Source organism: Sorangium sp. So ce117, assembly GCF_051524395.1.
GTDB classification, from domain to species: domain Bacteria; phylum Myxococcota_A; class Polyangia; order Polyangiales; family Polyangiaceae; genus Sorangium; species Sorangium cellulosum_B.
In genome coordinates this window covers 2,855,392-2,870,125 of record NZ_CP150309.1, presented here as the reverse complement: position 1 = coordinate 2,870,125, position 14,734 = coordinate 2,855,392, and the positions used below count along the sequence as shown (strand labels likewise).

Genomic DNA, 14,734 nt, shown 5'->3' with positions numbered 1-14,734 from the left:
AGGATTCCGACAGGCCTCGTCCTCGGTCGGCCTTGTGTCGATCTCCCGCGTGACGTCGCGGTTCGAGCGCGCCTCACCGGTGGTCGATCTTCCGCAGCCGGTACGCCCGCGCGTCCCACAGCGAGAACGCCCGCTCGCCGCTCGCGAGGACGTCGAACCCATGGCGGGCCCCGAGCCGCGCGACGTCGGCCGCGTCGCGCGCGGGGTCGCCGCGGTACGAGTAGCCCAGGACGACGAGCTCCCCTCCCGGCCGCAGCGCCCGGCGCGCCTCCGCGACGAGCAGATCCACGACCTCCGCGCCCGCGGCGACCGCGTACGGAAACGAGTCGACAGCGTACACGAGATCGAAGCGGGCCGACGGCGCGTCGCCCAGATCGACGCCCGACGAGACCGCGAGCACGACGTTCGAGCGCCCCGCGCAGCGGCGCCGCGCGGCCTCGATCATGCGCGGCGAGACGTCGAGCCCCCACGCCTCGCGCACCCTCGGCGCGAGCGCCGCCTCGAAGCGGCCGATCCCGCAGCCGATCTGCAGGATCGCGCGGTCCTCCCCGATCGCGCCCCACCGCTCGAGGAGCTCGACCACCTCCCGCGTCGCGCGCTCGAGGATCTCCGGATCGCCGAGCGAGTACGCGGCGACGCTCGCCTCCTCCGAGCGCTCGCAGAGCTCGTCGAACAGCCGCGCGGCGGAGCGGCAGGCACCCCGCGCGTCGCGCCCCGGCGCCGCAGCCGCCGGCGGAACGTCCACCGGTCGACGGCGCCCCAGTCGTACTTGTACGGCTCGCGGCCGCGGAGGAAGTCCACGGTCCGCGCGCCCTCGCGCGCCGCGTGCTCGATCGCGCTGGCGAGCATCACGAGCCCCGGGCTGTACCAGGCGAGCTCCGGATCGAAGCCGGTGATGTACGACGCGAGCCCGCCGCGCTCGGCGAACCCGTAGAGCGACGCGATGATCCGCCCGTCGAGCCGCAGGCCGAAGAGCCGCAGCGCGCCCCGCGCGCACAGCGCGCGCGCGGCCTCGCGGTGGAACGGCCGGAGCGCCTCGTCGAGCACGCCCCCCTCGCCGCGCGAGCGCCAGCGCGCCTTGTGGTTCGCGAACAGCGCGTCGAGCAGCTCGTCCACGCTCGCCGCGTCGGCCACGTCGAGGCGCAGGTCCCCGGCCCGCGCGAGCCGCTTCCGCGCGCGGGCGACGCGCGCGCGGATCCCCGGCGGAAACAGCTCGTCCGGCGCGGCGCCCTCGGGGATCGCCACCGCCGGACACGCCTCGTGCTTCTCGACCTCGTCCGACCAGCCGGGGGGCGCCTCGGCGAGGAGCAGCGGCGACGACGCGCGCAGGTCGTGGAGATCGGCGACGTCCCACGTGTCGGCGCGCTCTTCGAGGCAAGCGAGCGCCGCGTCCGCGACCGCGCGCTCGTACCCGGACGCGGCCAGGACATCGTTGTAATCGGTGATCCCGGCGCCGAGCAGCGCGACGACGCGCTCGTCGCCGATGCGGTGAACCGCGAGGGGCGCGAGGCCGACGAGCCCCTCGTCCGACCGGAAGACCAGGGCGAGCACCTCCTCGGGCCCGAGCGCGCGGCCCCACGGGATCAGCCACTCCGGCCGCTGGAACGCCGTCGCCGCCGGGCAGCGCTGCCACAGCGCGCTCCACGGCTCCCGCAGCGCCTCGAGCTCCTCGCGGCGGCTCAGCACCTCTACGTCGAGTCGTTCGCTCACCTGCCCTCCGAGCGGCGGGCTCAGCGCTCCTCGGTCGTCGTCGAGCACACGCGGGCGCTCACCGGGCTCCCCGCCCCTGCCGGCGCCGTATCCTCGCAGAGGCGCGCGACCGCGCAACCGGCGCGCGACCATGGAGAGAGCTCTGGAGTGCTCGCGCCGGCCGACCCGTCGCCCGGGCCACCGGTCGCCGAGCTTGCTAGTTCAACTCCCCAGGAGTCCTGCCAGGGACCTGCCCCGCGAGCGAGACGGGATTTTAACGCAAAGTCGCAAAGCCGCAAAGTCGCAAAGTCGCAACATGCACAAGATTAATTCTTTTTGCGGCTTTGCGACTTTGCGGCTTTGCGTTGAATTCTCTCTCCGGATCCCTGGCAGGCAGGCCCTGGCCTTCGCCGGAAGATAGGCGGAGGCTCCAGGGCGCTCAGCTGTGACCGAGCACCGCGTGCGGCCGGTACGGCTCGGCGAGCGCGCGCAGCTCCTCCGCGTCGAGCTTGAGCTCCACCGCCTTGGCCGCGTCGTTGACGTGCGACAGCTTGGTCGCTCCGACGATCGGCGCGGTCACCCCGGGCTGCTGGAGCAGCCACGCGAGCGCCACCTGCGCGTTCGGGACGCCGCGCCTCGCGGCGATCTCGGTCACCTTCTCGACGACGGTGAAGTCGGAGTCCTGGAAATACAGCCGCTGCGCGAATTCATCGCTCTTCGAGCGGACCGTCTCCCCCTTCCCGTCCTTGCCCCGGTTGCCCGCCAGGAACCCGCGCGCGAGCGGGCTCCACGGGATGACCCCGATGCCCTCGGACCTGCAGAGCGGGATCACCTCGCGCTCCTCCTCCCGGTAAACGAGGTTGTAATGGTTCTGCATGGCCACGAACCGGTGGAGGCCCAGCCTGTCCGAGGCGTGGAGCGTCTTCGCGAACTGCCACGCGAACATGGACGAGGCGCCGAGGTAGAGCGCCTTGCCCGCCTTGACGACCTCGTTCAGCGCGTCGAGCGTCTCCTCGATCGGGGTGTTCGGATCGAAGCGGTGGATCTGATAGAGGTCGACGTAATCGGTGCCGAGCCGGCGAAGGCTGTCGTCGATGGAGTGCCTGATGTGCTTGCGCGAGAGCCCGCGCTGGTTCGGGTCGTCGCCCATGGGGCCGTTGACCTTGGTCGCGATCACCAGCCTGTCGCGCGAGGGGCCGAGATCCTTGAGCGCGCGGCCCAGCACCGACTCGCTCTCGCCGAGCGAGTAGACGTCGGCCGTGTCGAAGAAGTTGATACCGAGGTCCAGCGCTCGCTTGATGAGCGGGCGGCTCGCCGCCTCGTCGAGCACCCAATCCCGCCATTTGGGCGAGCCGAAGGTCATGGCGCCGAGACAGATCCGCGAGACCTTGAGGCCAGTCGAACCGAGATTTGTGTACTCCATGGGCGAGCTCCTCGTGCCGCCGCATGGGGAAGGATGTCCGAAAGCCGGAAAGCAGGGCGGCAGCGGCGCGGTCGGTCCATGCCCATTGCAGGGGCTGTGCCCGAGTCGCCCCGAGATGCCCCCCGCCGCCGCGTCGATCACGGCGGCTCCGGCTGCTGCTCCGGGGGCAGTGCGTGCTGCTCCGAGCGCAGCGCCTGCTGCTCCGGTGGTGCCGGAGGAGCACCTCGGGAGCCCGCAACGGCCGGCGTCCCCCGGGGCGGGCGTGGCCCCGCCTCGATGTTGTGTTCCGCGGCGCGGCCGGTCAGCCTTCCGCACGCGCCACGGCGAAGATCAGGTGACGTTGCAGCCGGATCCCCTCCGGCGCGCGGCGGCGCTCGAGCTCGGCCGCGAGCGCCGCCTTGACCCGCGCGGCCTCCGCTCGATCGAGGTTGGACAGGAAGTTGCCAAACGAGCTGGCCAGGTAGAACGCGACCACGTCGTCCGTGTCGGCGAAATGGTCGGTGAAGGAGCGAATCTGGAGCCTCGGATCCTCGAAGCCGGCGAGCAGGAGGGTGCTCGTCAGGTCGTCCGAGGTCACCTTGTGGGTCGTGCTGCCGAGCGTCTCCGCGGTGCCGGTCAGGCCGAGAGACGACAGCACACCCTGGATCACCTGCTCGAACTCGTGCGGGCGCTCCCTGGCGGCCGAGCTGATGCCGAGGCGCCCTCCCCGCTTGAGGACGCGGCGCGCCTCACGCAGCGGGCCGAGCTTCTCGGGCAGCCAGTGGAGCACGCTGTTCAGGAACACGACATCGAAGCTCCCGGCGGCGAACTGCGTGAGATCCTCCGCCTGCCCGACGCTGGCGCGGAAGTTCGGCCGGCGCTTCTCGTTCGCCAGCTCGACCCGGAGCGGCAGCGGATCGACGCCGGCCACCGCGCCGGAGGGGCCGACCCGATCGGCGACGTAGGCCCCGAGCCGGCCCGTCCCACACCCGACGTCGAGGACCCGCTCGCCCGGGGAAATCTGGAGATCTTCGATGAGCAGCTTTCCGTGGTTGAACTGCCGATCGCTGACGCGATCGTACGTCTCGGCCAGGACAGCTGAATCGAGCGAAAGGCTGACCATCATGGCTCCTTGGGAGAGGAGGTGGAGATCGGCGAAAGACGGGTCCGAATGGAGGGTCTCCCCCGAGCACCACGCGTCTGTTATCGAGGACAATAGTCCGCCATAACGGACCGAGCAAGCGCGATCTCGACGGCTGCGCGCGATGGCGGCGATGCGCCCGAGGCGCGCGGTCCCGGGGGTAGCGCGCCGGCCGTGACGCCGCGGTGATGGCGGCGGTGCTGGCCGGGTTTCGCCGTCGGGAGCGGGCGTGGTAGCGTTCGCGCCTGCTCTCGAACCACGAGGAGTCGCTCATGAGCTGGATCGACCAGTACCGCGCCTTGGCTCGCTACAACCGGTGGATGAACGACAAGCTCTTTGCGCTGGTCGGCAAGCTCGACGACGTGGAGCGCAAGCGCGATCGCGGGGCCTTCTTCCGGTCGATCCACGGCACGTTGAACCACATCCTGCTCGCCGACCGCACGTGGATGGGGCGCTTCACCGGCGGCGCGGAGCGGTTCACCTCCCGTGATGCGAGCGGGAAGGCCATCGAGATCACCGCGCTCTCGCAGGAGCTCTACGCGGACTTCGGCGATCTCTCCCGCGAGCGCGCCAGGACGGACGCGGATATCCTCGCCTGGGTGCACGAGATCGATGACCGGGCGCTCGCGGGCGACCTGACGTACACGCGGAGCGGGACCGTCTACACCTCTCCGCTCTGGTGGTCCCTGGGGCACCTCTTCAATCATCAGACCCATCACCGCGGTCAGGTGACCACCCTGCTCACACAGATGGGGATCGACCCTGGCGCGACCGATCTGATCGCGATGCTGCGGGACGAGAGCCGCGCGTCATGACACGCGCTCGCGCGCCTCGCCCCGCGGCGAGCGCGGCTGTCCGGTGGTCCGATAGCACCTTGGGCAGGCGGGCGAGGCCAGCCCGGGATCACCGGGCGGCGCGCCGCCGCCCGTCCTGTCGCGCCTGGCTCGCCGCCCTGACCTCGACGAGCGGATTGCGCGCCTCCGCGGCGCGCAGCCGCTCGAAGCGCTCGATGCGCGCGCGGCTGCCGCTCTGCCGCAGCGTCCGCGCGAGCACAACGCTCTTGGCGAGCCGGATGAACCGCAGGCGGTGGGCCGAGTCCACGTCCTCGACGTCTCTCCTGCCCGCCCGGGGCCCGAACTCGCGATCGTAGGCGGCCCGGAGGCGGTGCTCTCCGTGGAGGCCCAGCGCGTCCGAGAGCCCCTCGAGCGCGGCCCGCTCCGCCGGGGTCGACCACGAGAGGACCCTGGAATAGGGCGTCGCCATGGTCTCGTGATCGGGCTTGTTGACGAAGCGGCGCAGGAACACATCGGACGTCGCGACCGGCACATCGCCCGTCTCCTGGTGGAGGAGGGCGTACGCGAACGCCTCGTTCATCCCCACGAGCTGGTTCCGGTCGTAATCGGCGCCGTCGACGCGCTTCCCGAGGCGATCGACGCCCGAGAGGGCTGCAAAGAAGAAGCTGCTGAAATCGGTGTAATCCGCCTCGTCGATCTCGGGCGTGCAGCCCGACGCGGGGCGGTCCCGGGTCGCCGCGAAGAAGCCGACGATGTCGCGCTCGACCAGCTCGCCGTCGGGCCTGCCGCCCTCGAAGAGGAGGTTCGCGAACGAGCCGGAGTAGCACTGGGCCATGACGAGGACGACGGGAGTGCCGGCGGGCAGCTCCTTCATGCGGGCAGCGAGATCGCGCACGGACAGCGCTCCGCCGCCCCAGAGGTCGAATACGTTGTTGTCGAGGTCGTGCCCGGGATCCGGGCTCCCATGGCCGGCGAAATACAGCAGCAGCGGGTCGGCGGGGCGCGCGTGGACGAACCTGCGCCAGATCGCGTCGAACCCGGGGCGGGTGGTCGCCCCGTCGATGCGCGGCAGCCTGGGCGCGCGGTAGCGCGTCTGGTCGCCGTCGAGGAACTGCACGCTCCGCGTGCCCCGGCGCCCGTCGGCGAAGAGGACGCGCCGCTCCGCCCTGGCCGGGAGCAACGACTGGAAGTACCGGATGTGCCCTTCGATGGCCACCTGGTTCATCGGCGGCCTCGGGCCACCGCCCACGACGAGCGCGCGCCAGGCCGCGGGCTCGGGGGAAGCCGCGGAAGGCAGGGCCGGCGGGGCGGGCGAAGCCGGGGGCGCCTGCGGGGCGGCCGGCGCGGGTAAGAGGGCCTGCGGGGCGGCCGGCGCAGGGCGCGGCGGGCGCCCCGGCGAGGGGGCCGGCGCACGGCGCGGCGGGTGGATCTGCGGGGCGGCCGGCGCACGGCGCGGCGGGTAAGCCTGCGGGGCGGCCGGCGCGGGGCGCGTCGGGCGCGCGTCCGCCGTCGCGGCGGTCGCCGTGGCGACGACGATCACAGCGACCCGGAGGAGCAGATGGTGCGCGGCGGTCACGTCCTCGGCCTCGGCAGCGCGCGCATCGCGGCGCTCGATTCTAGGTAGCACGACCGGCTCCCCCGCGTCGACACGTGCTCTCTCGATCTCTCGGCCGCCCAACCGGGTTGGCCCGGCCCACGTGGGTTACATCGAGCGCGAGCTACACTGGGGACGCCTGGTTCCGTGGCGAGCGCCACCGGGGTGCCCTCATGGCGTACACGTATGCCTCCGTGAGGGCGCCGCGCGTCGCGTGTCGGTCTGTCTCTGTCAGCCAGGCAGTCTGTCCGTCAGCATTCAAGCAGGCAGTCTGTCGGCCTGTCTGCTTCGAGTTCAAACGGATCCAGGGGAACGCGATCATCGACGAGGACCTGCGCCAGCCGGCCGCATTTCGCCGCAGGCGGGGCAAATTGCATCGCCGAGCCCATCCTCGAACACAGCAGAGCTCCCCTGCTTTCACCACGGTCTCGGCCTGGTGACCTCGACGCGCCGCATGCACGACGGCACGGTGGTTCGACAGCGCGACGGGCTCCGCGGCGCGCCGCGCTCGGTCCAGGGAGCCGCGGTATGGCCGAGGTCGGCCATCGCGTGCCCGGATCTTCTCATCGGCCTCTGGCATGCAGATTGCCGTTCCCCGCGCCATCGATGCACGAGCACAGGAGGGAAGACCATGTCGGCCAGCTCATCAAAGACGACCATCGTTCATGAGGAGATCCGCCAGTGGGCCGAATCGCGCGGAGGCCGCCCGGCGACGGTGAAGAGCACCGAGGAGGGCGGTGAGCCTGGCATCCTCCGCATCGATTTCCCCGGGTACAGCGGGGAAGACACCCTGGAGGAGATCTCGTGGGAGGACTTCTTCGACAAGTTCGAGGAGTCGAACCTCGCCTTCGTGTACCAGGAGAAGACGGCGGACGGGCAGCCGAGCAACTTCTCCAAGCTGGTGAGCCGCCCGGACGACGTCGGCGGCAAGAAGGCGAAGCAGGGCAAGCAGAAGTCGAGAAAGGCGGCCTGAGCCCGGAAGCCAGAGCCCGGGAGGAGACCGGCAGAGCACCGCAGGCGGCAGGAAGAGCGATGGCGGGGCTCAGCGCCGGCGCGCGGGCACCGTCGGGGCGACGTCGGGCGCGCTCGACGCGCCCAATGCATGGTTTGTCTGCCACGCCGCGGCGTGCGCGAGCAGCGCGCCCCGGAGCTCCGCGGCCGCGCCCTGGAGCTCGCCGCCGCGCCGGCGGACGAGATAGAAGACCTTGTGCGGCAGCTCGGGCAGCGGGCGCGCGACGAGGCCGCGGGGGAGGCGGCAGCAGGCGTTGACCACCGCGATGCCGACGCCGAGCTGGACGAAGTGGAGCATCAGCTCCCAGCCGTTCGCCTCGACCGCCGGCTCCCAGCGGACACCGGCCGAGAGCAGCGCCTGCGCGAGCAGGGCCCGGTGGGGCCGCGACGGGCCGGGGACGACCAGCCGCGCCCCCTCGAGGTCGCGCAGCCGGATGTGGCGCTTCCGGGCGAGCGGGTGGCCGTCGGGGACGACCAGGACCTGCGCCACCTCGGTGAGGCGATCGGCGGCGAGCCCGTCCGGCGCCCCCTCGAGCGGCGCGACGCCGAGGTGCGCCTCGCCCGCCGCGACGGCCTCGAGCGTGCCCTCGCGGTCGCGCGTGAGCAGCCGGAGCGGGGCGGCGGCGCGCGCGGAGAAGGCGCGGATCCCCTCGCCGAGCAGGTAGAGGTACGAGCCCTCCCCGGCGCAGAGCACCACCGGTTCCCGGCTCTCGCCGTGGCGGAGCACGTCGAGGAACGAGCGCGTCCGCTCGCCGACCTCGCGCCCGAACGCGGCGACGCGCTTGCCGTCGGCCGTGAGCTCCAGCCGCTGCCCGCGCCGCTTGTAGAGCGTGACGCCGAGCGCCTCGCCCAGCTTGCCGATCTGGGCGTGGAGCGCCGGCTGCGAGACGTGCAGCGCCCGCGCCGCGCGCGTGAAGTTGAGGTGCTCGGTGAAGACCACGAAGGCGGCGAGCCAGTCGAGGTTGAGCATGGCGGAAAGCTATCGCGAAACGCGATAGCAGCTCCAGAAATACTTCTTCCGGATGATACCCGGGCGTCTATTCTTTCCTCGTACCGATTCCCTTCACGGTTTCGGTCCCGGTCCCGCCCAGGGACCTTCCGGAGGCCTCTGCGTGCCCGCGCGGATCGCGGACCGCGGCTCCGGTTCACGAGACGAGAATGGAGCTTGACGATGGGCCGCGATCGCTTGACCGACACGAGCAAGAAGCTCTCCTGGCTGCTCCGCCACGCGGCGCCCTCGCAGGGCGTCGCCATGGACGACGCCGGCTGGGTGGCCGTGGACGACGTCCTCAAGGCGCTCCGGATCTCCCGGCCGGTGCTCGACGAGGTGGTGGAGAAGAACACGAAGAACCGCCTCGAGATCCGCGGCGACCGGGTGCGCGCCTCGCAAGGGCACTCGCGCGACGGGATGCCGGTAACGCTCGCGGGCCTCGAGGCGTCGTGGGAGGAGGTCCACGGCGACGCGTCGATCTGGCACGGCACCAGCGTGGACGCCGTGAGGGGCATCGCGCGCGACGGGATCCGGCCGGTGGCGCGCACGCACGTCCACTGCACCGACGCGCTGAGCAGCGCGGTGGGCAAGCGCGCGAAGGTCGACGTGATGCTCGAGATCAGCCCGGCGAGGCTCCGGGCGCGCGGCGTGCGCGTGTTCCGCAGCCAGAACGGGGTGATCCTGGTGCGGGAGGTGCCTGTCGAGTGCCTCGTTGGGCTGATGCCCATCGTGGCGCGGGCGCAGCGGGAGGCCGAGGCGCTGCGGGCGATGCTCTTCGGCGACGGGTCGCGCGGGGCGGCGTGATGGCCTTCACCGGATACTCGCGCTCGCGACCTGTCCCGCGCGGATCATCGCCAGCAATCCGTTGCCACGTGGATGGGTTCCCAAGGCGGACAACGACAAGGCCCAAAGCCCTCTATACCCCGACGAGGACAAGCGCCTCATCGCTGCGGTGGATATCCACTGTCTCATCGGATCGATTGCGGGCTTCTGATCCGTGAGGGGATGCGCGCAGACGAAGCTGGCAGGCTGGAGCGCTCATCGGCTCCGGGCGACGGCGGCGGTGCTCTTGCGCAAGACCAGCTCGGCCTCGACAACGACGCGCGAGCAGGAGCGGCGGCCGCTCTCGATCTGCCCGAGCAGCAAGTGGAGGCACCTGCGCCCCAGCTCGGAGAAGTCCTGGCGGACGGTGGTGAGCGGAGGCGTGAAGTAGGCCGCCTCCGGGATGTCGTCGAAGCCGACGATGCTGATGTCCCGCGGCACCGCGCGTCCGATCTCGTGGAGGTAGCGGAGCACGCCCAGCGCCATCTGGTCGTTGGCCACGAACAGGGCGGTGGCGCCTGGCGTGCGCGCCAGCTGCGGGGCGAGCTCGTAGCCCGAGCGTGCGCTCCAGTCGCCGCGCAGGAGAGGCGGCGGCTCGACGCCCGCGGCCTCCAGCGTCGAACGCCAGCCGTCGATGCGCTGCTCGGCCTCGAGCGATTCGATCGAACCGGCGATGTGCCACACCGTCCGGTGACCCAGGTCGAGGAGATGGCGCGTCGCGGCCGTCGCGCCGCCGTGCTGGTCGACGGCGACCACCGGGACCGAATCGTCCGGCCCCCCCTCGACGGCGACCACCGGCACGTCGGAGGTGACGTGGCGGAGCGCGTCCACCGCCGACCGCAGCGGGGCGACGACCATGATGCCGTCGACACCCTGATCGCACAGCCCCTTCACCGCATCCACCACCGGCGCGCGGCTGAGCGATTTCAGGCTGACGACGCTGACGCCGTACCCGGCATCGTGCGCCGCCGTCTCGAGCCCGTGGAGCGTCGACGCCGGGCCGTAGTGCGTCGTGTTGAAGCTGACCACACCGAACGTCCGCGAGCGCCCGGTGACGAGCGCCTGCGCCACGGAGCTCGGGCGGTAGTCGAGCTGGCGGATCGCGTCGAGCACGCGCTCCCGCGTGTCCCGGTGCACGTTGGGGCTGTCGTGCAGGACCCGAGAGACCGTCTGGTACGAGACGCCGGCGAGCTTGGCCACGTCGACCATGACCGCGGCCCGGCGCCCGCCTCTCTTGACGCGCCGCTCGGGAGGAGAGTTTTCGTCCATCGGGGCCAAGCTTAGTCGGGCGCGGGGGGAATGGTATCGACATCCACCACGACCGCGCGCCGGCGCCCGCCTCTCTTGATGCGCCGCTCGCGCGGCGCCTCGCCATTGGCCGGGCCCGATCTCGGCGGCGGAGGGGCGGATCGGCGTGAACGCCCCCGGTCAAGCCTCGTCCTCCGGCTTTGCCCTGAGTGGGTCGTCAGCCGCCGGTGGTCGCGCCGCTCGCCTCGAGCCGGACACGATCAGCCCCCGCACGCGTCGGCGACCCGACTCGCACCTGCCTTTCGCGCGCGCCGCTGCGCCACGACCACGCCCGCCGAGCTTCGTCAGGTGTCGCCAGACAGCTCGTCTCGGAGGTGATCTTGTCGATGAACCGCTTCACGGTGGCGGCGGGCTGCCAGCCCGTGGATGGCGCCGGCCACGCAGACCGCGTGAGCGCATCCGAGCCCGCCCAGGCGAGCGATGCCACCGCGCGGGGACTCACGGACTGATCGCCGCCCCGACTGTCCCGCTCCCGACTATCCCGGTCGTCGCCTTGACGCCAGGGTGTTGCCGCACGAGCTTCCAGTGGCAATAGCACAGGTACGGCGGATTGATGCGACACTCGAACCTGTCGATGCAGTACTGAGAGAGCCCCCAGCAGTCTGACGACAGCGTTCCACCCTCGCACGTGCAGGTTCCGTCGTCGCCGCACCACCAACCGAGCGAACCAGCGCCGCCTCCGTTGTTCACGAGCGCCTCTGTCACGGCGGCCGTCTCATCCGGAGTGGTCGTTTCGTCGGGGGCCACGACGCAGCCGGCCAGGAGGCCGGAGGCAAGAGACAGGATGGCGAGCGCGGCGCGAATGGTGTTCTTCATCTGAGCAGCTCCTCGTGAAGGTTCGCTGCTCCCTCAGAGCAAGGCCGGTGCCCGCGCATCAACCCCCCGCTTCTTCGGGCCATTCCCGGTGGACCGGGGCCGCCGGACGCCTGCCGGTCTTTCGGTGCCTCGTGGAAACGATACGACAGCCCTCGGAGGTGCGCGTGGGCATGTTGAGCGAAACCTCGCTCACCTGCGCGCGTAGTTGAGCGAAACCTCGCTCACTTTCGCGCATGGTTGCGCATCACGGGCGCTCCGCCGGTCCCGGGCTGCGGTCGCGAGCTCAGGCCCCGCGGCATGCGCGTTGTTTGAAGGACCGCGAGCTTCGGAGGGTCAGCACGAGCGTGCCCGCCTCGTGCTGCGCGCGTTCGAGCGCTGGCTCAGGGTGCAAGATCGCGGGAGAGCCAGTGTTGCTGTCGCTCGACAAAGGCGAGAGCAGAGCGCGGCGCCTCAGAAGGCGGCGTCACGGAGCTTCGCCTTGTACTCCGCCTTGTACAGATCATGGCAGACCTTGCAGCTCGCCTTGGCGCCGTCGATATCGCCCTTCTTGGCCTTCTCCGCGCCCTCCTTCGATATCGCGACCCACTTCGACATCCCGGGCGGCGGCTTCGACGCCACATAGTCCAGCGCCGACGCGATCTTCGCGCCGTCTCCGCTCGTGGTCGCCGACTGCATCACCGTCTTCATCCAGCCCTGCATCGGACAGGCCTTCTGTCCTTTTGCGCCGCAGCCGAAATCCTTCCCCTCGGCGACGGACGCGGGGACATCCGCCTTCTCGCCCGCGGCCCACGCTGCGCCCGCAAAACCGCCGGCAGAGCCGATGCCGACGCTCATGATCATGGCCCCCATCAGCTTCCTGCTTATCGACATCTGGCGTCTCCTGATCCGGTGAAAGGGCAAGCTCGACAACCCCATCGCAGCTCGAAATGTGATCGTTCACATCGACAACGTCAATCCAAATCGGCCGATGATGGGGCGAGCGCTTGGCCGGAGCGCGCGCTCGAGTCGTCGCGCACAAGAGGCGATACCCAGGGCGCCGGCCGTCCGTGTGCAGTCCGCCATCGAGCGCCGGCCGTCCGTGCGCAGTCCGCCATCGAGCGCCAGCCGTCCGTGCGCAGGTCGGCATCGAGCGCATCGAGCCTGCGATCACCGCGGTCCGGCGCCCGCCGGCCCCCGTGACGCGGCGCGCCGGATGAGCCCGCCAGCGCTGTCCTCCCTTCGGGATCGAGGATGCCGCCCGGGCCGGTCGATTGGGTTTGACACCAGGAATGTGATCGTTCACATTTCGAAAGGGTATACTTGTTCTTTGCCCTGGGGGGGTCGTCCTGCGTGCCTTTGCGCGGGCCATCCTCTCATTGATGGCGCCTCCGTCGAGTCAGCACCAGGGGTGCGGGGCGCCGGCAATTCGCTCGCGAGAGGATTCAACGTGCGCTTAAATACAACGTTCTACCGAGCAAGAAGAATGACGCTGTCGGCGATGGCGCTGGGCCTCGTCGCCGCGATCCCCTCCCCCGCTCGGGCGGACAACCCGATCGTACAGACCTTCTACACGGCCGACCCCGCGCCCATGGTGCACGAAGGCAGGTTGTACCTCTACACGTCCCACGACGAGGACGTCACGGTGAACAACTTCTACACCATGAACGACTGGAGGTTGTACTCCACCACGGACATGGTCAACTGGAGGGACCACGGCTCGGTGGCGGGCTACAAGAGCTTCAAGTGGGGAACCGACAATGCGTGGGCGCCGCAGGGTATCGCCAGGAACGGCAAGTACTATCTGTACGTGCCGCTGAACAACAACAGCGGCGCGAAGATCGGCGTTGGCGTATCGGACAATGTGGCAGGCCCGTTCATGGACCCGCTGGGAAAGGAGCTGGCCGTGGCGCCCGGAGGCGGCAACATCGACCCGACGGTGTTCGTCGACGACGATGGACAGGCCCACATGTACTGGGGGAATGCCAAGCTCCGGCACGTGAAGCTGAACTCGGACATGATCAGCACCTCGGGAAGCATCACCGAGGTGCCGTTGAACGGCTTCACCGAGGGGCCGTGGCTCCACAAGCGAGGGTCGCTGTACTACCTCGTCTACGCCGCCATCGCCGGGACCGAGAAGATCAGCTACGCGACCAGCAACAGCCCGACCGGGCCCTGGACCGTCCGCGGCGACATCATGGGCGCTGGCCGGACCTACACCAACCACTCCGGCATCGTCGACTACAAGGGGCACTCGTACTTCTTCTATCACAACAGCGCATTGCCGGGCGGCAGTGACTTCAAGCGCTCGGTCTGCGTGGAGGAGTTCACCTACGGCGCCGACGGCAGCATTCCGAAGATCATGATGTCCACGAACGGACCGTCCGCCGTCGACACGCTGGATCCGTTCAAGCAAGTCGAGGCCGAGACCATCGCCTTCTCGTCCGGGCTCAAGACCGAGGTGTGCACCGACACCGGCGCCGGCATGAACGTAACGTCCATCAGCAATGGCGACTACATCAAGGTGAAGGACGTCGATTTCCTGGACGGCGTGACCTCTTTCGAGGCGCGCGTGTCGTCCGCAGCCGGCGACGCGAAGATCGAGCTCCACCTCGACAGTCAGAACGGCACGCTCCTCGGGACGTGCGACGTCTCGGGCGCGTCGGCCTGGACCACCAAGACCTGCGCGGTCAGCGGGGGCAGCGGGAAACACGACCTGTTCCTGAAGTTCGTCGGTGGCGGCGGCGACCTCTTCAAGTTCAACTGGTGGCGGTTTACCGGACCCACCATGCCGGGTGACGGGGGAGACGGAGGCGGAGGCGGTGCTGGCGGCACGGACCCGGGAACGGGCGGCAACGATGCCAGCGCCGGCGCCGGGGGCGCGACCTCGGGCACCGGTGGCAGCGCCGCCGCCGGGGGCACGACCTCGGCCAGCGGCGGCGCGGTCGCCGCAGGCACCGGCGGAACGACCGGCTCCGCCGTCGCGGGCAGCAGCGGCAGCGCCGGACCCACCGGTGGGAACGACGCGGCCGGCGACGACTCAGACGGCTCGTGCGCTTGCCGGACGGGCGCGAGCACCGGGGGCGGCGGACTCGCCGCCGCTCTCTGGTTGGCCGCTTCTGCGCTCGTTCTTGGGCGTCGGCGCCGGTAGGCGCTCGCCGGGTGGAACCAGGAGCGGGCGCCCCTCAGG

The 14,734-nt window shown here is 70.6% G+C and carries 13 protein-coding genes; 4 read left to right on the top strand and 9 right to left on the bottom strand.

Annotation, left to right across the window (positions count from 1 at the left end; all coding sequences use genetic code 11):
- Window positions 1-73: 73 nt before the first annotated feature.
- The 4 genes from WMF46_RS10880 to WMF46_RS10865 form a co-directional block, all read right to left on the bottom strand.
- Window positions 74-553: a class I SAM-dependent DNA methyltransferase gene (locus WMF46_RS10880; protein WP_437987884.1), complete on the bottom strand. Its 480-nt coding sequence runs from the start codon at window positions 551-553 to the stop codon at window positions 74-76.
- A complete protein-coding gene (locus tag WMF46_RS10875; RefSeq protein ID WP_437985547.1) occupies window positions 442-1,710 on the bottom strand; it encodes a GNAT family N-acetyltransferase in 1,269 nt (422 codons plus the stop codon). Before WMF46_RS10875 ends, WMF46_RS10880 begins: the two co-directional genes overlap by 112 nt.
- Before the next feature lie 418 nt (window positions 1,711-2,128).
- The gene (locus WMF46_RS10870; protein ID WP_437985546.1) at window positions 2,129-3,112 is read right to left on the bottom strand and encodes an aldo/keto reductase; all 984 of its coding nucleotides are present in this window, start codon (window positions 3,110-3,112) and stop codon (window positions 2,129-2,131) included.
- A gap of 301 nt (window positions 3,113-3,413) precedes the next feature.
- A complete protein-coding gene (locus WMF46_RS10865; protein ID WP_437985545.1) occupies window positions 3,414-4,217 on the bottom strand; it encodes a class I SAM-dependent methyltransferase in 804 nt (267 codons plus the stop codon).
- Between the two features lie 287 nt (window positions 4,218-4,504).
- Here WMF46_RS10865 and WMF46_RS10860 point away from each other — a divergent pair, with 287 nt between their 5' ends.
- Window positions 4,505-5,047: a DinB family protein gene (locus WMF46_RS10860; protein WP_437985544.1), complete on the top strand. Its 543-nt coding sequence runs from the start codon at window positions 4,505-4,507 to the stop codon at window positions 5,045-5,047.
- A gap of 88 nt (window positions 5,048-5,135) precedes the next feature.
- On the opposite strand, the gene WMF46_RS10855 is transcribed toward WMF46_RS10860, so the two are convergent.
- The gene (locus tag WMF46_RS10855) at window positions 5,136-6,653 is read right to left on the bottom strand and encodes a hypothetical protein (RefSeq protein ID WP_437985543.1); all 1,518 of its coding nucleotides are present in this window, start codon (window positions 6,651-6,653) and stop codon (window positions 5,136-5,138) included.
- Window positions 6,654-7,251: 598 nt separating this feature from the next.
- Between WMF46_RS10855 and WMF46_RS10850 the strand changes: the two genes are divergently transcribed.
- The gene (locus WMF46_RS10850) at window positions 7,252-7,593 is read left to right on the top strand and encodes a hypothetical protein (RefSeq protein WP_437985542.1); all 342 of its coding nucleotides are present in this window, start codon (window positions 7,252-7,254) and stop codon (window positions 7,591-7,593) included.
- Window positions 7,594-7,662: 69 nt separating this feature from the next.
- Here WMF46_RS10850 and WMF46_RS10845 read toward each other — a convergent pair whose 3' ends face one another.
- A complete protein-coding gene (locus WMF46_RS10845) occupies window positions 7,663-8,601 on the bottom strand; it encodes a LysR family transcriptional regulator (RefSeq protein ID WP_437985541.1) in 939 nt (312 codons plus the stop codon).
- Window positions 8,602-8,802: 201 nt separating this feature from the next.
- On the opposite strand from WMF46_RS10845, the gene WMF46_RS10840 reads away from it, so the two are divergent.
- Complete coding sequence (locus WMF46_RS10840) at window positions 8,803-9,426, top strand: RNA 2'-phosphotransferase (protein ID WP_437985540.1); 624 nt, start codon at window positions 8,803-8,805, stop codon at window positions 9,424-9,426.
- 234 nt (window positions 9,427-9,660) lie between these two features.
- Here the strand turns inward: WMF46_RS10840 and WMF46_RS10835 are convergent, their stop codons facing one another.
- The 3 genes from WMF46_RS10835 to WMF46_RS10825 all read right to left on the bottom strand — a co-directional run bounded on the left by WMF46_RS10835 (window position 9,661) and on the right by WMF46_RS10825 (window position 12,438).
- Window positions 9,661-10,713 carry a LacI family DNA-binding transcriptional regulator gene (locus WMF46_RS10835; RefSeq protein ID WP_437985539.1) on the bottom strand — a complete coding sequence of 351 codons (1,053 nt, stop codon included), beginning with the start codon at window positions 10,711-10,713 and terminating at the stop codon, window positions 9,661-9,663.
- A 477-nt stretch (window positions 10,714-11,190) separates the two neighbouring features.
- Window positions 11,191-11,568, bottom strand: a complete 378-nt coding sequence (locus WMF46_RS10830) for a hypothetical protein (RefSeq protein WP_437985538.1) — start codon at window positions 11,566-11,568, stop codon at window positions 11,191-11,193.
- Window positions 11,569-12,018: 450 nt separating this feature from the next.
- Window positions 12,019-12,438 carry a hypothetical protein gene (locus WMF46_RS10825; RefSeq protein ID WP_437551716.1) on the bottom strand — a complete coding sequence of 140 codons (420 nt, stop codon included), beginning with the start codon at window positions 12,436-12,438 and terminating at the stop codon, window positions 12,019-12,021.
- A 592-nt stretch (window positions 12,439-13,030) separates the two neighbouring features.
- On the opposite strand from WMF46_RS10825, the gene WMF46_RS10820 reads away from it, so the two are divergent.
- Entirely contained in the window at window positions 13,031-14,695 is a 1,665-nt protein-coding gene (locus WMF46_RS10820) for a glycoside hydrolase family 43 protein (protein WP_437985537.1), read from the top strand.
- Window positions 14,696-14,734: the final 39 nt, after the last annotated feature.